Source organism: Comamonas sp. BIGb0152 (genome assembly GCF_024809975.1).
Lineage (GTDB): Bacteria > Pseudomonadota > Gammaproteobacteria > Burkholderiales > Burkholderiaceae_C > Comamonas.
Window position 1 is genome coordinate 401205 of sequence record NZ_JANUDY010000003.1, and the last position, 20653, is coordinate 421857.

Here is a 20653-nt window from a genome sequence, read left to right on the forward strand (position 1 = left end):
CATAGCTATGCCAAATACGCCTCACTCTGCGCCAAGCCTTTGGGACATCTCACCCCCCGTCTACGTGGGCATGCCGGTGTTCCCGGGCGACACGCCCTACCAGCAGCAATGGGTAGCCAACATTGGGCCGGGCTGCCCGGTCAATGTGGCCAGCATCACCAGCACCCCGCATGCGGGTGCCCATGCCGATGCACCGCTGCACTACGCCCCCGATGGCGCCACCATCGGTCAAGTTGATCTGGCGCCCTACCTGGGCCACTGCCGCGTCATCCACGCCATCGGCTGCGGCCCGCTGATCGAGTGGCAGCACATTGCGCACGCCATCGGCGATGACCTGCCCGCGCGCGTGCTGGTGCGCACCTACCAGCAGATGCCCCAAACCCAGTGGGATGCCGGCCTGACCGGCTACGCGGCCGAGACGGTGGAGCGCCTCGCTGCGCTAGGCGTGCGGCTGATCGGTATCGACACCGCCAGCATCGACCCGGCCGACAGCAAGGCCTTGCCCAGCCACCAGACGATTCGCCGCCACGACATGCGCGTGCTCGAAAACCTGGTGCTAGATGCCGTGCCCGAAGGCGATTACGAGCTGATCGCGCTGCCCCTGAAGCTGGTGCAGGCCGATGCCTCGCCGGTACGCGCCGTGCTGCGCGCCTTGCCCGGCACCTACAATCAGCCATCCGCCTGAACTACCAATTCAATAGCTGCAGATGCTTGATGGGCAAGCACCTGCCGCCATCTATATTAAAGAGACATTGCCATGACCACCTTGGAAGCCTGCCGCGACGTTGACCTGCAAGAGCCCTTGGCACCGCTGCGCCAACGGTTCGATCTGCCCGACGGCGTGATCTACCTGGACGGCAACTCGCTGGGCCCGCTGCCCAAGGCCACGGCGGCACGCGTGGCCGATGTGGTGCAGCGTGAATGGGGCCAGGGCCTCATCCGCAGCTGGAACGATGCCGGCTGGATTGACCTGCCCCAGCGCCTGGGCGACCAGTTTGCGCCCTGGATAGGGGCCAAGCCCGGCGAGGTCGTGTTCACCGACACCACCTCGGTCAACCTCTACAAGGTGCTGAGCGCGGCCATCCGCCTGTCGCAGCAGGAGTTTTCCGATCCGGCGCCACGCACCAAGGTCATCAGCGAACGCAGCAACTTCCCTACCGATCTGTACATTGCCGAATCGCTTTGCAAGCAGCACAAGCTGGAGCTGGTGCTGATCGAGCCCGAAGAGCTGCCCGCCTGCCTGAGCACCGACGTCGCCGTGCTGCTGCTCAGCCATGTGAACTACCGCACCGGCCATATGCACGACATGGCCCAGGTCACGCGCGACGCCCATGCCCAGGGCGTGCTGACCGTCTGGGACCTGGCCCATGCGGCCGGCGCCGTGCCGGTGGACCTGAACGCCGCCAACGCCGACTACGCCGTGGGCTGCAGCTACAAATACCTCAACGGCGGCCCGGGCGCCCCCGCCTTTGTCTGGGTGCATGCGCGCCATACCGACAAGTTCTGGCAGCCGCTGTCGGGCTGGTTTGGCCATGCCGAGCAGTTTGCGTTTACCAGCGACTACCAGCCCGCCGCCGGCATCCGCCGCTACATGTGCGGCACCCAGCCGATGATTGCGCTGTCGGCACTGCAGTGCGGCCTGGACATCTTTACCGAGGCTGAAAAATACGGCGGCATGGTGGCGCTGCGCCGCAAGTCCGTGGCGCTGACCGACCTGTTCATCGAGTTGGTCGAAACCCGCTGCGCCGGCTACGGCCTGGGCCTGGCCACCCCGCGCGATATCTTTGCGCGCGGCTCGCAGGTCTGCCTGACACGCGACGATGGCGCCGGCGTGGGCGGCCAGGGCAGCGGTGCCTACGCCATCATGCAGGCCCTGATTGCCCGTGGTGTGATCGGTGATTTCCGCAAGGGCGATGGCGGCAACGGCCCGCACAAGGACATCCTGCGCTTTGGCTTCACCCCCCTTTACACCCGCTTTGAAGACGTGTGGAACGCGGTCGAGCACCTGCGCCAGGTGCTGGAATCGGGCGAATGGCAAAAGCCCGAGTTCAACCGCATCAACGCGGTGACCTGATTGCCCAGCCAACACCCGCCTATGTCTGAACGCATCGCCATTCTCGACTTTGAAACCACCGGCATGAGCCCGGCGCATGGCGCGCGTGCGGCCGAAGTCGGCATCGTCCTGATTGAGAACGGCCGCATTGTCGACCGCTACCAGAACCTGATGAATGCCGGCCAGCGCATGCCCAGCTTTATCACGCAGCTGACGGGCATCACCACGGCCATGCTGCAGGCGGCGGCGCCGGCCGAGCAGGTCATGCGCGAGGCGGCTGATTTTGTCGGCAACGCGCCCCTGGTGGCGCACAACGCCTCGTTTGACAGCAAGTTCTGGCGCGATGAGCTGGAGCGCGCAGGCTGCATCGCTTCAGCCGCAGCCGCGCCGGTCGGCAGCCTGTTTGCCTGCACGGTCTTGCTGTCGCGCCGCCTCTACCCCGAGGCGCCCAGCCACTCGCTGGGCAAGATCGTGCGCCACCTGCAACTGCCGCCGGCCGACAAGGCCCACCGGGCGCTGGCCGATGCCGAGATGACCGCCCATTTGCTGCTGCGCATGCAGGCCGATCTGCGTAGCCGCTGGCACATACCCGAACCTAGCCACGCACTGCTGAGTGAGCTGCAGGTCTGCCAGCGCAAGCACCTGGGCCGCTGGTTCAGCAGCACGTCGGCCCGGCAAACCCAGCCGCAGTTGCCCGAGCTGGCGGCCACACTGATGGCTAAGGCTGCACCAGCACAGCGCTGAGCACCACGTTCAGCAAGGCCATCAGCAGCACCGCCAACCCGGTAATCTGCAGCACGCGGGCTTGCACCCAAGCGCGCTCGGCCTGCGCGGTGCCAGGCACCTCCCCGGGCACCAGCTGGCAGGCCATTTCCACCTTGCCCGGCGATGCCATCAGCAGCAGCGCCGCGCTGACATTGTGGACCGCCATGAACGGCAGCACCGCCACCCCCAGCGCCTGCGCAATCTCGGCTTGCGTCGCGGCAAACATCGCATTGGCGCCCGTGTTGGAGCCCGTCACAAAGCCCCCCAAGGCCCCCACAAACGGCGCCGCAAACACATAGGCGCTGCCACCTTGCGCCAAGGCATGGGCCAGCTGCGCGGCCATGCCCGATACCGCCATCACCACACCCAGCACGATGAACAGCCCTGTGACTGGCGCCACCTGGCGCCAGGATTGCCACACCCGCTGCAGGCTGCTGCCCGCTGGCAGGCCGCGCGCAAACCAGGCCGCCGCCACAAACAGCCACACGGCTGGTGATGCCAGCAGATGCCAGGCACCCGCCCCTTGCAGCGCCCGCACCACAGCGCCTGCCACCAGCACGCCCAGCAGCAGCAAGCCATAGGCAGCCAGCGCGCGCCAGCCCAGGGGGCCGAGCGGCGCAGCGGCTTTGTCAGCTGAAGCTGCCGCGCCCCGCCGGCCCAGCCACAGCCATAAAACGGTCATCAGCAAAGCGCCCAAGGCCCCGGCCGCCGATGTGCCGGCCAGCACATTGCTCACGCCAATCGCCGCCGCCAGCAGCAGGCCTGACAGCGCGCCCTGCAGCACCGCCGCCCCACGCTGGCCTGGCGCGCTGGCCAGCCAGGCGGCGGCCACACCCACTACCACCATGGGGATCACGCTCACTGCCGCTGAGGCCACGCCCAGCGCATCAAATGTCAGCCCCGACATAGTGGCTGCAATCAAGGTGCCCGGCCCCATCGAGCCCCAAGGCACAGCGCACAGGCCCAGCAGGCCAATCAGCGCGATCTTGCGGGCGGGCAAACCGCTGTGCGCCAGCAGCGGAATGCCGATGGTGATGCCAATGCCAAAGCCGGTCAGCGATTCTGCAAAGGGGGTCACCCCATGCACCACCAGCAGCACCGCGCCCACCCCTTTGCCGGTGCGGCCCATCACCCATTGGGCCAAGGCCTTTTGCGCACCAGCAGCGCGCAGCACTTCGGACAGCAGCAGGCCGCCGCCGACGATCATCAGCACCTCGACCAGCACCGGCATCCAGCCGGCCACGGCCTGCAGTGCCGCTTGCGCTGTCATCGGAAAAGCCAGCAGGCAAGCAGCCAGCGCCAGCAGCACACCCAGCAGCGCTGCATACAGCGAGCACAGCCCCAGCAACAGCCCTCCGATGACGGCGAGGACCGGCGAAGCACTCAATAACAGGTACATTGGAAGAGCTCTTGTTAAAATTGCGTATAGGTAAATAATATTTCCTACAGGAAATTTGTCAATCCATGTCGACTGAAAATCTCTCTCCCAGCGCCGAATCCGATCTGCAGTTCGGCCTGGCCGTGCGTGCCCGCCGTGCGCAACTGGCCATCACCCTGGACCAGTTGGCCCAGGCCAGCGGTGTCACATCGGGGGCGCTGTCGCGGGTGGAACGGGGCCTGCTCAGCGTGAGCCTGCGCAACGCCATGGCCATTGCGCGCGGTCTGGGTTGCGAGCTGAGTGATCTGGTGCAAAGCCCCGCTGCTGCGCAGATCAGCCGCAAGGGTGAGCACGCGCGCTTTGTGCATGAAGACACCGGCATCGTGCGCTTGGCGCTGGCCCGCCCCTTGCCGGGGCTGGAGCTGCTGCACTACGAGGTGCCACCCGGCCAGACATCCAGCCACTTCGCCCCGCACCGCCCGGGCACGCGCGAGGTGTTTTATGTGGAAAGCGGTAGCTTGCGGGTCTGGACCGGTGCCGATTCGGTGCTGCTGCAGGCGGGCGACAGCGCGCAGCTGGCGATGGACACCGAGCACCACTTTGCCAATGAAGGCCGTGGCGTGGCCCGCTTTATCCTGCTGGTGGCCGCACCTGCCCACCGCGCTTGACGCCCACCGGGCACCGCGCCTTCACTGCGGCGCTGGCTGGAACAGGCGCTCCGCCACAAAATCCACAAACACGCGCAGGCGCGGCGACATCAGCCGGCCCGAGGGCCAGAGAATGCTGAACTGGCCCGTATGGGTCAGAAACGTATCGAGCACCGTCTGCAGGCTGCCATCTGCCAGCGCTTCGCGGGCCAGAAAATCGGGCATATAGGCAATGCCCAGGCCCCCGATCGCCGCGCCGCGCAAGGCCTCCATGTTGTTGCAGGTCAGCGCCGGCGGGTGGGCAGCGGCATCCTGCGCGGCCTCGGCCTTATCGCCGCCCATCTGCCAGGGTTGCAGCTTGCCCGAGGTGGGAAAGCGAAAACGCAGGCAGTCATGCGCAGCCAGCTCTGTGGGCTGCTGGGGCCGGCCACGCCGCGCAAGATAAGCCGGTGAGGCGCACAGCACAAAGCGAAACTGGCCCAGGCGCCGGGCCGTGAGGCTGGAGTCGGCCAGCACCCCGCTGCGGATCACCGCATCCAGCCGCGCCTCAACCACATCCACCAGCCGGTCGTTGAAGTCCAGGTCCAGCTCAATGTCCGGGTAGCGCGCGCGGAAGTCTGGAATCACCGGCAGCAAAAAGCGGTAGCCAATGGTGGGCAGCCCAATGCGCAGCAGGCCCCGGGGGCTGCTTTGGGTGTTCGACAGCAGCGCCTGCGCATCCTGCAGGTCATCAAGGATGCGGCGCCAGTGCGTGTACATCAGCTCGCCCTCGTGCGACAGCGACACCCGCCGTGTGGTGCGCACCAGCAGCTGCGTGCCCAGTTGGGCCTCCAGCTTGGCCACGCTTTTGCCCACGGCCGATGCTGAAATACCCAAGGCCCGGGCAGCGGCTACAAAGCTGCGGCGCTCAGCCGCCTGCACAAAAGCGGCAATGTGGTTCAGGTTGTCCATGCCGGCATATTACGGAGTTTTGGTTGTTAATCAAACAACGTAGCGCCTGTTTATTGGCTTGTTATTCCTCATTAAGCTCCAGGCTGTTGTCGAAGGAGTTGCTTATGCATCGCGTTTTACCCGCCGCCTGGCGCGGGCCCTGGATGGTTTTGGCCTCCGTCTGTCTGGCAGCCCTGGTGCTGCCGCTGAGTTTTTCGGGCGGTGCCGTCGCCACGCCGGCCATTGGCCGCGCGCTGGGCGGCAGTGCCACCAGCCTGGGCTGGATCACCAATGCCTTCATGCTGGGTTTTGGCAGTTGCCTGATGGCGGCCGGCGCACTGGCCGACCAGTGGGGGCGCAAGCGGCTGTTTTTGCTGGGCCTGTCTACATTCTGCGGGGCCGGTGTGGCGCTCAGCCTGGCACAAACGGTGTGGCAGATCGATCTGCTGCGCGCGCTGCAGGGCGTGGCCGCTGCCGCTACCTTGGCCGGCGGCACCGCTGCGCTGGCACAAGAGTTTGCGCCAGCGCAGCGCGCCCAGGCCTTCAGCCTACTGGGCACCACCTTTGGCACTGGCCTGGCCTTTGGCCCCTTGCTGACTGGCTGGCTGATCGAGCAAGCGGGATGGCGTGCCGGTTTTGCGCTGTGCACCGCCCTGGGTCTGGCGGCCTTGCTGGTGGGTATCTGGGCCATGCGTGAGTCGCGTGACCCGCAAGCCCAGGGCCTGGACTGGCCGGGTGCGCTGCTGTTCACCAGCATGCTGGCCTTGCTGACCCTGGGCATGGTGCAGGCAGCCGCGCTGGGCTGGCACAGCCCGCTGGTCATCGTGCTGCTGCTGGCGTCTGTGCTTGCCATGCTGCTGTTCATCGTGGTGGAGCGGCGGGTGGCGCGGCCCATGCTGGACTTGAGCCTCTTCCGCTACCCGCGCTTTATCGGCGTGCAGGTGCTGCCTATCGCCACCTGCTACTGCTATGTGGTGCTGCTGGTGTTGCTGCCGCTGCAACTGATCGGCATTGGCGGCTACAGCGAGGTAGCAGCGGGCGGGTGGATGCTGGCGCTGTCCGCCCCCATGCTGGTGGTGCCCCTGGCCGCTGCCTGGCTGACGCGCTGGTTCAGCGCCGGCCCTATTGCGGCCGCCGGCCTGCTGCTGGCCGCTGCGGGCCTGGTGTGGCTGGCAAAAATCCCCGTGGAGGCCGAGGGCATGGCGCGTGTGCTGCCCCTGCTGCTGATCGGCAGCGGTGCAGGCCTGCCCTGGGGCTTGATGGATGGGCTGTCAGTCAGCCTGGTGCCCAAGGAGCGTGCCGGCATGGCCACCGGCATTTTCAGCACCGTGCGGGTGGCTGGCGAAGGCATTGCACTGGCGATGGTGACGGCCCTGCTGGCTGGCTTTATCACCCCGCATCTGCCGGCATCACTGGACGTGGCCAGCCTGCAAACCGCTGCCCAGCAACTGGCGATGGGCGAGTTGCGCCAGGCCCTGGCGCTGTTGCCGGCCCAGCCCGAAGCTGCAGGCGCGCTCGACTTGCAAAAAGCCTATGGCCAAGCCTTTGCGCAGCTATTGCATGTGCTGGCCGCTATCGCTACCGTGTCTGCCTTGGTGGTCATCGGCCTGCTGCGCCCGGCTGGCGATAACGCAGAGCCGGCCACGGTCACCGTGGCCTAACAGCGCAGGTGAAAGCACAAACAGGCATCAGTAGCTTTTGGCCGACAGGCTGGCCCAGAGGTGGGCCGCCACCAGGGCCCGCCACGGAGAAAACGCGCCCAGCCACTGCTCGGTCTCGCGCTGCGAGACGCTGGGCACATCCAACAAACGGGCCAGCGCATTGCGCACCGCCACATCGCCGTGCAGGCTGCCGTCCAGCCAGCCAAAGCCACGCAGCAAGGCGTAGTGCACGGTCCAGGGGCCAATGCCCTTGATGGCCAGCAGCGCAGCTTCAATCGCTTGGGCCGCTTGCGCCTGCAAGGGCTGTGCGGCCCAGGTATCCAGCGGCAGGCTGCCGTCCAGCACCGCCGCGCAAACCCGCTCCAAGGTGGCGATCTTGCTGACCGAGAAGCCCGCCGCACGCAGCTGCTCGGGCGTCAGCGCCGCCAGCGCGGCGGCATCGGGGTGGCAGAGCATGCCGCTGCTGTGCTGCACGGCAACGGTCGCAATCAAACGCCGGCGCAGCGCAATGGCGGCGGCCACGCTGATCTGCTGGCCTGTAATGGCCCAGACCAAGGCCTCAAAAGGGCTGCTGCTGGCGGGCACGCGCAGACCGGCTTGGTGGCGCAGCAAGGGGCCCAGCACCGGGTGCTGGGCGTGCTGCAACGCCAGCTGATCGGCCCCCTCACCCAGGCCCAGCATGCGCGCCACCATGGCATGCAGGTCAGGCGGGTCGCTGCGGGTCTGGGGCTGCCCATCCACCGCAAGGCGGGCGACGGCTTGGGCTGTTCCATCCCCGATCTCCAGCTCCAGCAGCGCCGGCTGGCCTTGCCAGGTCAAGCCCTTGCTCACGCGCATGCCCTCCACCTTCTCGGAGGCCTGCAGGGCATCGCGGGCGTGCAGGGCCAGCATGTCCTGCGGGCGGTAGTTGGCAGGCAGGGCGACTTGGGTGGTCAGAACCAGGGGCATGGATGAAGACAGGAAAAGCCGCAACAGGCGGCCGGACCGAACACTATAGAGGATGGGCTGACCTGCGCAGAGTCACTATTGTTTTAATAGCAAAAACCATAGACGGGACTGCGCCAAACGCATGCTTGCCACAGCGCTTATTCCGCATCGTGGAAAACAATCCCCAGCGTATGGCGCGCGCCCCGCAGCACGGTGGACACCCCATGCCGGTGCTGCACCCGGTAGCTGCCGCGCGTGCCCTGCACCGGCCGCTCGCGCACCGCAATGATGGCCGCGTCGCCGCGCTTAAGCGGCAGCACCTGCACGCGCGACTGCATGCGGGGGCGCTGCTCGGTCAGCACCAGTTCACCGCCGTCAAAATCCTCCCCTGGCTGTGACAGCAGCACGATCACCTGCAGCGGAAACACCAGCGCGCCATACAGGTCCTGGTGCAGGCAGTTGTAATCCTGAGCGCCATAGCGCAGCAGCAGCGGCGTGGGCCGCAGCTGGCCGGCGGCATGGCACTGGGCCAGCAAGGCAGCATGGCTGGCGGGCCAGGGCGAGGCAGGCGCTTGCAGCAGCCCGCACCAGTGCTCAGCCAGCGGCTGCAGCCGGGCGTAGAGCCCAGCGCGCAACGCCTGCAGCAGCGGTGGCAGCGGATAGGCAAAGTACTGGTACTCGCCCCAGCCAAAGGCATGGCGCTGCATGTGGATGCGGCTGCGAAAATGCGCGGCCTCGTCATACAGGGCGGCCATCTGTGCGCATTGCGCTGCATCCAGCAAACCCGGCAGCAGGCCCCAGCCTTGGGCGTCGACCTGCCTGCCAACGGCAGCCCAGTCATAGCCTTGCAGTGCCTCGCTGCCCTCGCCAGCCAGGCCAGCCGCCACCGCGTGGGCAGCGGGGTCGCCAAGCGCGTCCTCCAGCGGCAAGCTGCCTTGTTCTGCCCTGGGCGCGCGCTTAAGCATGCTGGGCTACCCGCTGGGCAGTTGGAACCAGTTCGGCCTCATGCTGCAGCAGCGCGCGTTTGCGGTCCACGCCCCAGCGGTAGCCGGAGATGCCGCCGTCATTGCGCACCACCCGGTGGCAGGGAATGGCCACCGCAATCGCATTGGCCGCGCAGGCACCGGCCACAGCGCGGCTGGCCTGGGGCATGCCCAGCTTGCGCGCCAGCTCGCTGTAGCTGACGGTGCTGCCCACCGGAATCATCCGCAGCGCCTGCCACACCTGCTGCTGGAAGGCGGTGCCCCGCACATCCAGCGGCAGCGCCAGGCCCCGCGTGGGCTCGTCGACAAAGCCGATGACCTGGGCCATCCAGCGTTCAAAGTCGGCATCGCCGCCGGCCAATTGCGCCTGGGGAAAGCGCTGCTGCAGGTCTTGCACCAGGGCATCGGCATCGTCGCCCAGCAAGATGGCACAAATGCCCTGCGCAGTGGCGGCTACCAAGATGGGCCCCAGGCTGCATTCGGCCACGCCAAAGCGGATCTGTTGCGCCGCGCCCCCCTTGCGGTACTGGCGCGGGGTCATACCCAGCACGGCCTGGCTGTCGCGGTAGAGCTGCGCAGTGCTGGCAAAGCCGGCATCAAAGATGGCATCGATCACGCGGGGGGCCTCTTGCGCATCGCCCAGCGCTGTTTGCAGGCGCTGGCGGCGCTGGGCCTTGGCATAGGCCTTGGGCGACACGCCCACCTCTGCCTTGAAGACCCGTTGCAGATGGAAGGGGCTCATACCGGCGCGCTCGGCCAGGTCGGCCAAGCGGGGCTCTTCTTCGGCCGTGGCGATCCAGTGGCAGAGCTGGGCCATTAAGGCGGCATGGCCGGGCTTAGCAGCGGCCTCAGGCTGGCAGCGCTTGCAGGCGCGGTAGCCGGCGGCCTGGGCCTGCGCTGCCGTGTCAAAAAAGCTGACGTTTTCAGGTTTTGCCAGGCGTGAGCTGCAGGAGGGCCGGCAGAACACGCCGGTGCTGCGCACCGCATACACATAGCGGCCATCTGCTGCCGCATGGCGGGCCTGCACCTCGGCCCAGCGCGGATCGGCCAGGGTTTGCTGCGCCCGGGAGGCTGCCGTGGACGCGGGGCGAAAGGCAGAGCCGGAAGCAGAAGCGGGAGCAGATGCCGAAGAGGAGCGCGGTGTGGATGGGGCAGACGGTTTCATGCGGATCACCTCAGTACAATCGATGCAGCCACTTTAGGCCTTGCGGCCCTGTTGTGCAGTGCCATTCTTGCGCTGCAATTGACGCCGCTTGCACTGCCCCACACACCATGCGAGACACCAACAGCAAGCCCGAATCCATTGTGCATGAAGAGCGCGCCCAGCTCGATTTCAGCAAAGACATGAGCTATGGCGACTACCTGCACCTGGACGAGATCCTGAACGCCCAGCACCCGCTATCGCCCGCGCACGACGAAATGCTGTTCATCGTGCAGCACCAGACCAGCGAGCTGTGGATGAAGCTGATGCTGCACGAGCTGCACGCGGCCATGCAGGCCATGGCCAACGCTGCCGACAACACCAAGCCCGAGGCCTTCAAGATGCTGGCGCGCGTCTCGCGCATCATGGAGCAGCTGGTCAATGCCTGGACCGTGCTGTCGACGATGACGCCGCCCGAGTACTCGGCCATGCGCCCCTACCTGGCCAACTCCAGTGGCTTTCAAAGCGCGCAGTACCGCTGCATCGAGTTCTCGCTGGGCAACAAGAATGCCGCCATGCTCAAGCCCCATGCGCACCGGCCTGATTTGCTGGCCCAGGTGCAGGCGGCCTATGAATCGCCATCGCTGTATGACATTGCCTTGCAGCTGCTGGCCCGCGAAGGCATTGCCGTGCCGCCAGAGGCGCTGCAGCGCGACTGGACCCAGCCGTACACCGAGAACGAAGGCGTCAAGCAGGCCTGGATCACCGTCTACCGCGACCCGCACCAGTACTGGGACCTGTACCAGCTGGGCGAAAAGCTGGCCGATATCGAGGATGCCTTCCGGCTCTGGCGCTTCCGCCACCTGACCACCGTCGAGCGCGTAATCGGCTTCAAGCGCGGCACCGGTGGTACCGGCGGCGTGAGCTACCTCAAGAAAATGCTCGATGTGGTGCTCTTCCCCGAGATTTGGACCCTGCGCACCAACCTCTGAGGCAGGGTGGCCGGTCAGCCTGCGCGGGGTTGCCCCAAGTGACACGGCGCCGTGCAAACCCGGCCATAGTCCTCTATAGTGGCAATCGCACATAACAAGCCGCGCCAGCCCCTGCTGGCCGATGGCGCATACAAAAAGGACCTGCACCACCTGGCCCTGGCTTGTTGCCCGCACACCCAGCCATGCCGGTCCCACCTACACCCTCCCCCACCGGGCGCCCTGCGGCGCCCCCGTACACCCTGCTCTGGGCCATGCTGCTGACCTTGCTGTCGGCGTTCTCGCTCAGCCAGGCCTTTCGCACCGTGACCTCCATCATTGCCGATGGCCTGCGCACCGATTTTGGGCTGTCCGCCGAGTCGCTGGGCGCCTTTGCCGGACTGTTTGGGCTGTCGTTCGGCGTCACGCAGCTGTTCATGGGCGTGGGCATGGACCTGTATGGCCTGCGCAAGACCGTGCTCACCGCCTTCCCGCTGGCCATTGCCGGCTCGCTGATCTCGGCGCTGGCGCCCAGTTACCACGGGCTGATGCTCGGCCAGTTGCTGATCGGCATCGGTTGCTCACCCGCGTTTTTGGCCTGCACGATGTTTATTGCACGCCATTTCCCCAGCGACCGTTTTGCCTTCATGTCAGGCGTCGGCATGGGCGTGGGCGGCCTGGGCCTGCTGTTTACCGGCACGCCGCTGGCTTGGCTGGTGCAGCACTACGGCTGGCGCTGGGGTTTTGGCGTGTTGGCGGTGCTCTGCGCGCTGTCTTGGCTGGCCATCTTCCTGCGCGTACACGAGCCGCACCTGCCCAGTGATGACCTGCCCAAACCCAGCTGGCTCACCGCCGTCAAGGGCTTTGGCGGCCTGCTGCTGGTGCCCCATACCTGGGCGATTGCCATCATGGGCATGGTCGGCTATGCCTCGTTTCTGACGGTGCGGGGGCTGTGGCTCAGCCCCATGCTGATCGACCGCTACGGCTTCTCGCTGGTGGCAACCGGCAATGTGGCCTTGGTGGTGTCGATGATCTCGCTGTTCACGCCCTCGGTGTTTGGGCGGCTGGACCCGGGCCCGGCACTGCGGCGGCGCCGCATCATCGCCGGCGCGGCGGTGATGGCCACCATCTTCTGCGCCCTGGCCTTTGTCCACCACCCTGCCGCCACCGTCGCGCTGATCATGCTGATGGGCCTGGCTTCGGGCTACTCGGTGCTGCAGTACGCCGATGTGCGCTCCTCCTACCCCAAGGAGACCACGGGCCGTGCGCTGTCGGTCTACACCATGGCCATGTTCCTGGGCGTGGCGCTGATGCAGTGGCTCTCGGGCATCGTCGCCTCGTATGCGCAGCAGCACGGCGGCGAGATCTACCAGTATGTAATGCTGTTTGTCGCGGGCATGCTGCTGATCGGTTGCCTGGCCTTTCGCTTTCTGCCGCAATCGCCGCTGCTGGCGCCAAAAAGCCAAGCCAGCCCTTGACCAGAAGATGGCTACAGCACCGAGGCCGATGAGCCATCGCCCCGGTACAGCCAGGGCACGTCCATCAGCCGGGCGCCCAGCGCGCGCAGCGCGGTATCGCGCCCCAAGGCCACCAGGCCGCGCGCATGGAAGATCTCGCCATTGCGAATGGCGCGGGCCTGCACCCGGGCATTGCGCTGCCAGCGGTTGAGGGCATAGCGGCGCAGTCGCAGTGGCAGCTCCAGGTCGTGCATGGTCAGGGCCCGCTGCAGCTCGGCTGCGTCCTCAATCGCCATGCCGGCTCCCTGGGCCAGGTATGGCCGCATCGGGTGGGCGGCATCGCCCAGCAAGGCCACCAGGCCTTGCGCCATCTCATGGGGGCCGGTCATCGGCGCGCGATCGGCCAGGGGCCACAAGCGCCAGCCCGCGCCTGCGGCATTGACCGCCTCCACCAGGCCCAGCAACTGGCGGTGCGCGCCGGCCAGACAGCGCTGCAGATCCGCGCCATTGGCCGCATGGTCCCAGTGCTCCAGGTCATCGGGGGCCTGGCCTTCAACAATCACCACCAGGTTCTGCATCTCACCCGCGCGCACAGGGTACTGCACCGCATGAAAGCGCGGCCCCATCCAGGCGGTGACCACGTCGGTGCGCAGGGCCGCAGGCAAATCGGCTTGCCGCAGCAGCGCCCGGTAGGCCAGGTGGCCGGTGACGCGCGGTGGCGCATCATGGAGCAAGCGCAGCCGGGTGCGGCTCCAGATGCCGTCGGCACCGATCAGCGCATCGCCTTCAATCGTCTTGCCTTGTTTGGTGGTGATGGTAACGACGCGGCCGTTGTCCTCGTGGTAGTCGACCGGGTGGTCCAGGTTGAGGTGCAGGTCTGCACTGGGGCGCACGGCATCGAGCAGGAGCTGGTGCAGATCGGCGCGGTGGATGGTGGCGTAGGCCGCGCCGTAGCGGGCCACGGCATGCAAGCCGAGATCCAAGCGGGCAAGCGCTTGCCCCGTCATCGCATTGCGCGAGACAAGGGCCTGGGGAAAGGCTGCCACCGCCTGCAGCGGCTTTTGCAAGCCCCAGGCCTGCAGGCGCCGCACCACGTTGGGGCCCAGCTGCACGCCGGCGCCGACTTCGCTGAACTGGGCGGATCGCTCAAAAACCCGCACCTCGGTACCCGCGCGAATGGCGGCCAGCGCAGCGGCCATGCCGCCAATGCCCGCCCCGGCAATCAAAATCTGTTCATGCATGGCGCCATTGTGCCCAGAATGCGCAAGCAGCTGCCTGCGCTAGCGCAACAGCCCAGTGCGCGGCGGGCCCACCTGCGCCAAGCCTTTTTAGCCCGGCCGGCAGTGGACCAAGGCGTGCTGCCGTTCAAACTCGCCAATCGGCACCGGGCGGCCAAAGTGAAAACCTTGGAAGCGCTTGCAGCCGTTGCTGACCAGGAAGTCGACCTGCGCGGCGTTCTCCACGCCCTCGGCCACCACCTCCAGCTCCAGGCTCTGGGCCAGTGCCAAGATGGTGCGCACAATCACGGCGTCGCTCACATCGCTGAGCACATCGCTGACGAAGCTGCGGTCGATTTTCAGCTGGTCCAGCGGCAGGCGCTTGAGGTAGGACAAGGACGAGTAGCCCACACCAAAGTCGTCCAGCGAGAAGCCCAGGCCCCGCTCCTTGAGCTGGCGCATGCGGCTGACCGTCTCATTGACATCGCCCAACAGCAAGTTCTCGGTCAGCTCCAGCTTCAGGCGCGCGGGGTTGGCACCCGTCTGCGCCACAATGCCCAGCACCTCATCGACAAAGCCCTGGTTGTGAAACTGCCGGGGGCTGACATTGACCGCCATGGTCAGCGCCTCGGTGGACGGGTTAGATGCCCACAAGGCCAGCTGCTGGCAAGCGGTACGCATGACAAAGCTGCCCAGCTCCACAATCAGCCCCGTCTGCTCGGCCAGGTCAATGAACTCGATGGGCATGACCAGGCCGCGTGCCGGGTGGCGCCAGCGCACCAGGGCTTCAGCGCCCATCAGGGTGCCGCTGCCGTTCATCACCGGTTGGTAGTACACCTGCAGCTCCCCGTCATGGATGGCCTGGCGCAGGTCGTTTTCCAGATTCGCACGCGCATCGACCATGGCCTGCATCTGCGGATCGAAGAAACGCTGGGTGTTGCGGCCAGCGGACTTGGCCTCGTACATGGCCAGGTCGGCACGCTTGAGCAGCTCTTGCACGCTGAGCGATTCCTGGTCGCCAAACACGGTCACACCAATGCTGGGCGTGCTGTGGTGGGCCTGACCGTCCAGCACAAAGGGCTGCTTGAAACGGGTGATCACATGCTCGACCACCGCACGCACATGGCTTTCGGCCTGCTCGCGCACCGCGCCCAGGTTCTCCACCAGCACGACAAATTCGTCTCCGCCAAAGCGCGCCACCACATCGCCGCTGCGCACGCTGGCAATCAAGCGCTTGCCTACCTCGCACAGCAGGCGGTCGCCTTTTTGGTGGCCCAGCGAATCGTTGAGGTCCTTGAAGTTGTCCAGATCGATGAACAGCAAGGCGGCGTAGGTGCCCCGTTGTTGGCAGGCGATGATGGACCATTCCAGCCGGTCCATCAGCATGCGGCGGTTGGGCAGGCCAGTGAGCACATCGAAAAACTCCAGGCGCTCGATCTCCCTGCGCGCCCGGCTGCGCTCGGCCAGATCGCGGCAGATGCACAGCAGGCCGGTGACTTCGCCATTGGCTGCACGAATGGCCGACTTGGTGACCTCAAACCGGCCCTGGTAGCCGTTGTCGGCAAACTGCAGCGTCTCTTCATAGACCACCGGCGTGGCCGAGCTGCGTGCGCGCAGGTCCGTCTCCCAGTCCGAGGGCATGCACCCTTGCAAGCTGAGGTCCGAGGTGGTGCGGCCAATGATCTGCGCATGCGTCAGCCCCACCAGCCGCTCAAAGGCCTGGTTGCAATGCAAAAACCGCCCATCGGCACTTTTGAGCACCACCAGATCCGGGATCGCGCTCACCAGGGACACCAGTTGCGACTGCTGCTCCTGCACCCGCCCGACCATCAGCTTTTGCATGGACACATCGTGCGACAGCAGCATGAAGGCATGCGCATCACTGCCCTGGGGGGCTACCAGAATATCGGTCTGAAAATGGCGCAGGCCCTGCGGCGTTTCCATGCTTTGCTCAAACGCCAGCGACTGGCCGGCGCGCAAGCGCTGCAGCCAATCAGGCGCCTGGTTACGCAGATTGGGGGCAAGCGCCTGGGTCCAGGGCTGGTCCACCAGGCTGGCCACGCCCAGCCAGTCGAGCTGGGTCTGGTTGGCATGCACAATCGAGCCCGAGCCATCGACCCGCACCACACCGATGGGCGCTTGCTCCAGCCACTGCGCGCCTTGCAGGCGTTCCGGATGGGCCGATGCCCAGTCCACCAAGGTATGGCGCAGCGAGGCCATGGCCAGCACCAGCGCCACCACGGACAGCGCATAGCACCAGGCTGCCTGCTCCAACAGCATGGCCCAGTGGCTCCCAGCACCGGCCAGAACGGCAAGCGCTGCCACCGCCAGGGCTGCAGCGATACTCAGCACCGGCCAGCGGCAGGAATGCCTCGCCAAGTGCCGGCTTTGCAGACCGACCCAGGCGCAGCAGGCAAGCATGCCCAGCGGCAAACCATAGCGGCGCAGCCCATCCCAGCCAGCCAGCAGCTGCGCTGCCAGCGCCGTGGCAAGCAGCAAGCCCAGCGATGCCGCCAGCATGGCGCCGTTGCTTTGCAGGTGTAACAAACGGCGTGCCGCATCTTGCAGCCCCTGGCGATTGCACGGCGCTGAGTACCTGAGGTCTATGGAGACTATCAATAAAGTTATTGATAGCAAAAGATTGACCGCCAGCTCCATCCAAAGCGCAGGCCTGCTGCCGGGTTCGGACAGCCGCAGCGGCAGGGCCAGCACCACGGCAAAGCCGCCCAGCACCATGGCACTGCACACCCACAGCGGGCGGCCCATAAAGGCCGCGCCTGCCGAACTCTGCAGCAATAAACGGCCACCCCAGCCCAGGGTGGCAAGCGCCGCGAGCAGCAGCAGCATCTGTATCCAGGTCTGCAGGGCCCGGGCAAAGCCCGCGCCATCGGAATCGGCGGCCACCAAACCTGCCAGAACCACCCCTCCAACCAGCAAGCACCACATGACCCGGGTATGGATCTCGTGGATGCGCCGGCTGAGCGACAACGGGGTGTAAGGCTGTGCCATGTCAGGCTAAAAGTAATTAAAAGTAAACCAACGTGCATCTATTTGACCAGTAATGGTCAACAAATGCAAACGGGCCTCGTTAGACAAGGCCCGTTGTGGCGTTGCGTTGCTTTACAGCAATTGACGCAAAACGAAGGGCAGTATACCGCCATCCTTGTAATATTCGACCTCGATAGGCGTGTCAATACGCAACACAAGTTCGGACTCGGTCACACTGCCGTCAGCCCGCTGGATCACCAGTTTTGCCTTGCTGCGCGGCGCCAAAGACGGATCGGGCACGATGTCGATCAGCTCGTCACCGCGCAGGCCCAAACTCTCCCAGCTCTCGCCCTGTTTGAACTGCAGTGGCAAAACGCCCATACCGACCAGATTGGAGCGGTGAATGCGCTCGAAACTGCGCGCGACCACCGCCTTGATGCCCAGCAACTGGGTGCCCTTGGCCGCCCAGTCGCGGCTGGATCCGGTGCCGTACTCCTCGCCAGCAAACACCACCGTGCCCGTGCCCGCTGCCATATAGCGCATGGCGGCATCGTAAATGGAGAGCTGGCTGCCCTGCTCGTCGCCCGGGTTCTGGTACAGGGTCAGGCCGCCCTCTTCGCGCGATCCATCGGCCTTGGCTGCCAGCATCAGGTTCTTGATGCGCACATTGGCAAAGGTGCCACGCATCATCACCTCGTGGTTGCCGCGGCGTGAGCCATAGCTGTTGAAGTCGCTCTTCTTGACCCCGTTGGCCAGCAGCCATTGCCCGGCGGGCGAGGTGTCCTTGATCGAGCCCGCAGGCGAGATATGGTCGGTGGTAATTGAATCACCAAATAATGCCATCACTCTTGCCTTGCGTACGGTGTAGTCGCGGCTGCTGGCGGCTTGCTCGGGTGCCACCAAGGAGAAGTCCTTGAAGAAGGGCGGCTCGGCGATATAGGTGCTCTCCGGCCAGGTGTAGGTGGCCCCGGTCACGCCCTTGATCTTCTCCCACAGCTTGCCCGGTTCGCTGCTGACCTTTTCATAGTTCGCGCGGAAGGCCTTGCCGTTCATCGCAAATTTCATCAGCTTTTGCACTTCATCGGTGGTCGGCCAGATGTCGCCCAGGTAGATGTCGCGGCCGTTCTTGCCCTGGCCTACTGGCTCGGTCATCAAATCCTTGCGCACGTTGCCGGCAATCGCGTAGGCGACCACCAGCGGCGGGCTGGCCAGGAAATTGGCCCGGATATTGGGATGGATGCGCGCCTCGAAGTTGCGGTTGCCCGAGAGCACTGCCGCGCAAACCAGGTCATGGTGCTGGATGGCGCTGTTGAACTCGGGCAGCAGATCGCCGGCATTGCCGATGCAGGTGGTGCAGCCATAGCCGGCAATGTTGAAGCCCAGCTGCTCCAGATAAGGCAGCAAGCCCGATTCGGTCAAATACAAGGTCACCAGGCGCGAGCCCGGAGCCAGCGATGTCTTGATATGGGATTGCACGCGCAGCCCGGCCTTGACCGCCTTCTTGGCCAGCAAACCCGCCGCCAGCATGACGCTGGGGTTGGAGGTGTTGGTGCAACTGGTGATGGCCGCAATCAGCACATCGCCATTGTGCAGATCCACATCCCGGCCCTCGATGCGCTCGGCATGCGCATCTGCCGCCTGCAAGCTGGCCGCTTCATCGATCACCGCTGGCTTGTTGGCCACCATCTCCACCGCATTGCGCGGCGAGCCTGCGGGCAAGGGCTTGGTGGAGGGCTCGGCGGTCTCGCCAGCGCCATTGATGTGCACCTTGACGGGCCGAGCCAGCTGCTCTGCCGGCAGGTTGAAACCGTTTTGCGACACTGGCGCGCTGAACAGCGCATCGAACTTGGCAGCCACCTGGCCGATCTCGATGCGGTCTTGGGGCCGCTTGGGCCCCGCCAGGCTGGGCGCCACACTGCCCAGATCGAGCCGCACCACTTGGGAATAGTCGATATCACCTGCCTTGGGCACGCCAAACAGCTCCTGCGCCTTGAAGTAGGCCTCAAAGGCGGCAATCTCGGTCTTGCTGCGGCCGGTGCCCTGGAAATAATCCATGGTCTTGTCATCCACCGGGAAAAAGCCCATCGTGGCGCCGTACTCGGGGGCCATATTGCCGATGGTGGCGCGATCGGGTACCGACAGGCTGCGCGTACCTTCGCCAAAAAACTCGACAAACTTGCCCACTACCTTTTCACGGCGCAGCATCTCGGTCACCGTCAGCACCAGGTCAGTGGCGGTCACGCCTTCGCGCAGGCTGCCGGAGAGCTCGAACCCGACCACATCGGGTGTCAGGAAGTAGACCGGCTGCCCCAGCATGGCCGCCTCCGCCTCGATACCGCCTACCCCCCATGCGACCACACCCACGCCGTTGATCATGGTCGTATGGCTGTCAGTGCCTACCAGCGAATCGGGGTAGTACACATCACTTTTATCCTTGTGCACGCCGCGTGCCAAATACTCCAGGTTCACCTGGTGCACGATGCCAAACCCCGGTGGCACCACGCCAAAAGTGTCAAAGGCCTGCATGCCCCATTTCATGAACTGGTAGCGCTCGTTGTTGCGCTCGAACTCCAGCTTCATGTTCAGGTCCAGCGCATTTTTGCTGCCGTAGTAATCGACCATGATCGAGTGGTCCACCACCAGATCGACCGGCACCAGCGGCTCAATGGCGCTGGCGTTCTTGCCCATGCGCTCGGCCGTGCTGCGCATCGCTGCCAGGTCGGCAAGCAAGGGAACGCCGGTGAAATCCTGCAGCACCACGCGTGCTACGACAAAGGGAATCTCTTCGGTACGCTCGGCCTGGGGCTTCCAGTTCGCCAGCTGCTCCACGTGCTCGGGCAGCACCCGCTGGCCATCGCAATTGCGCAAAACCGACTCCAGCACAATGCGCAAGGACATCGGCAGGCGCCGGATATTGGGAAATTGCTTGGCCAGCTCTGGCAGCGAATAAAACTTCGCCTTGCTGCTTTTGCCAGACTTCTTGGAGGGGCTGATTGTGAGAGATTTGAAGGTTGCGGCAAACGCGTGTGGCGCGGGCGCATGAACACCTGATTTCATCGTGACTCCTGTTTTGCGGGGCAATGCTGCGCAAACAGTCTACTCCCGGGTCATGGCTTGCCTATGTCATCCAAAGGCTAAGCCCTGCGGAGCGATGCCCCATCGCAGCCGCTGTACGCAGGCCCTGCCGCATTTACAGCCAAGCGGGCGCATACCCGCCATGCAAATGCCTGACCACCGCAATACGTCCCACAGGCCGGGATGGATGGGTCGCCTGGCCCTTAAAAATCGTACAAAAAATGAATAAGCCTATAAATTAATAATTGTAATTATAGCAAGGCGCTATGGGAATTTGATTACATGTAGTAGCGCTCAGAACTGATCACAGATTTATGTGTGCACCGACCTGCGACAATCCGGCCGCCTCAAAATAGGAGAAAAGAAGAAGATTTCAATCTATTTCTAAATAGACCGCGCGTATAAGTTGATGCCGCAACGAAAAAAAACCTGCCGAAGCAGGTTCTCTTTGAAGGAAGCCCAA

Annotated in this window: 15 protein-coding genes; 7 read left to right on the plus strand and 8 right to left on the minus strand. The window is 65.1% G+C overall.

The features are described from left to right. The first annotated feature begins 7 nt into the window (after positions 1-7). The 3 genes from kynB to M2375_RS08750 all read left to right on the plus strand — a co-directional run bounded on the left by kynB (position 8) and on the right by M2375_RS08750 (position 2797). Entirely contained in the window at positions 8-685 is a 678-nt protein-coding gene (gene kynB, locus M2375_RS08740) for an arylformamidase (protein WP_259165225.1), read from the plus strand. A gap of 72 nt (positions 686-757) precedes the next feature. Further along, entirely contained in the window at positions 758-2074 is a 1317-nt protein-coding gene (kynU, locus tag M2375_RS08745) for a kynureninase (protein WP_259165226.1), read from the plus strand. A 21-nt stretch (positions 2075-2095) separates the two neighbouring features. Then, positions 2096-2797, plus strand: a complete 702-nt coding sequence (locus M2375_RS08750; RefSeq protein ID WP_259165227.1) for a PolC-type DNA polymerase III — start codon at positions 2096-2098, stop codon at positions 2795-2797. Here the strand turns inward: M2375_RS08750 and M2375_RS08755 are convergent. Continuing rightward, on the minus strand, positions 2772-4217 hold the full coding sequence (locus M2375_RS08755) for an L-lactate permease (protein ID WP_259165228.1): 1446 nt from the start codon (positions 4215-4217) through the stop codon (positions 2772-2774). The two genes, M2375_RS08750 and M2375_RS08755, sit on opposite strands and share 26 nt — an antisense overlap. A 65-nt stretch (positions 4218-4282) precedes the next feature. Between M2375_RS08755 and M2375_RS08760 the strand changes: the two genes are divergently transcribed. Further along, positions 4283-4864, plus strand: coding sequence for an XRE family transcriptional regulator (locus tag M2375_RS08760; protein ID WP_259165229.1), 582 nt, complete (start codon positions 4283-4285; stop codon positions 4862-4864). A gap of 21 nt (positions 4865-4885) precedes the next feature. Here the strand turns inward: M2375_RS08760 and M2375_RS08765 are convergent, their stop codons facing one another. Further along, positions 4886-5794, minus strand: coding sequence for a LysR substrate-binding domain-containing protein (locus M2375_RS08765; RefSeq protein WP_259165230.1), 909 nt, complete (start codon positions 5792-5794; stop codon positions 4886-4888). A gap of 104 nt (positions 5795-5898) precedes the next feature. On the opposite strand from M2375_RS08765, the gene M2375_RS08770 reads away from it, so the two are divergent. Then, entirely contained in the window at positions 5899-7434 is a 1536-nt protein-coding gene (locus M2375_RS08770; RefSeq protein WP_259165231.1) for an MFS transporter, read from the plus strand. 27 nt (positions 7435-7461) lie between these two features. Here the strand turns inward: M2375_RS08770 and M2375_RS08775 are convergent, their stop codons facing one another. The 3 genes from M2375_RS08775 to ada all read right to left on the minus strand — a co-directional run bounded on the left by M2375_RS08775 (position 7462) and on the right by ada (position 10509). Beyond that, entirely contained in the window at positions 7462-8382 is a 921-nt protein-coding gene (locus tag M2375_RS08775; RefSeq protein WP_259165232.1) for a 3-methyladenine DNA glycosylase 2, read from the minus strand. A gap of 137 nt (positions 8383-8519) precedes the next feature. Further along, positions 8520-9326 carry a 2OG-Fe(II) oxygenase gene (locus M2375_RS08780; RefSeq protein WP_259165233.1) on the minus strand — a complete coding sequence of 269 codons (807 nt, stop codon included), beginning with the start codon at positions 9324-9326 and terminating at the stop codon, positions 8520-8522. Beyond that, on the minus strand, positions 9319-10509 hold the full coding sequence (gene ada, locus M2375_RS08785; RefSeq protein WP_259165234.1) for a bifunctional DNA-binding transcriptional regulator/O6-methylguanine-DNA methyltransferase Ada: 1191 nt from the start codon (positions 10507-10509) through the stop codon (positions 9319-9321). Before ada ends, M2375_RS08780 begins: the two co-directional genes overlap by 8 nt. A 107-nt stretch (positions 10510-10616) precedes the next feature. Here ada and kynA point away from each other — a divergent pair, with 107 nt between their 5' ends. Together kynA and M2375_RS08795 are read left to right on the plus strand one after the other, a co-directional pair. After that, complete coding sequence (gene kynA / locus M2375_RS08790; protein WP_259165235.1) at positions 10617-11477, plus strand: tryptophan 2,3-dioxygenase; 861 nt, start codon at positions 10617-10619, stop codon at positions 11475-11477. 182 nt (positions 11478-11659) lie between these two features. Continuing rightward, the gene (locus tag M2375_RS08795) at positions 11660-12931 is read left to right on the plus strand and encodes an MFS transporter (RefSeq protein ID WP_259165238.1); all 1272 of its coding nucleotides are present in this window, start codon (positions 11660-11662) and stop codon (positions 12929-12931) included. Positions 12932-12942: 11 nt separating this feature from the next. Here the strand turns inward: M2375_RS08795 and M2375_RS08800 are convergent, their stop codons facing one another. From M2375_RS08800 to M2375_RS08810, 3 genes are all read right to left on the minus strand, one after another. After that, positions 12943-14151, minus strand: coding sequence for an FAD-dependent monooxygenase (locus M2375_RS08800; protein ID WP_259165239.1), 1209 nt, complete (start codon positions 14149-14151; stop codon positions 12943-12945). Positions 14152-14238: 87 nt separating this feature from the next. After that, positions 14239-17136, minus strand: a complete 2898-nt coding sequence (locus M2375_RS08805; RefSeq protein ID WP_259165240.1) for a bifunctional diguanylate cyclase/phosphodiesterase — start codon at positions 17134-17136, stop codon at positions 14239-14241. Between the two features lie 111 nt (positions 17137-17247). After that, the gene (locus M2375_RS08810; protein WP_404979294.1) at positions 17248-20172 is read right to left on the minus strand and encodes an aconitate hydratase; all 2925 of its coding nucleotides are present in this window, start codon (positions 20170-20172) and stop codon (positions 17248-17250) included. Positions 20173-20653: the final 481 nt, after the last annotated feature.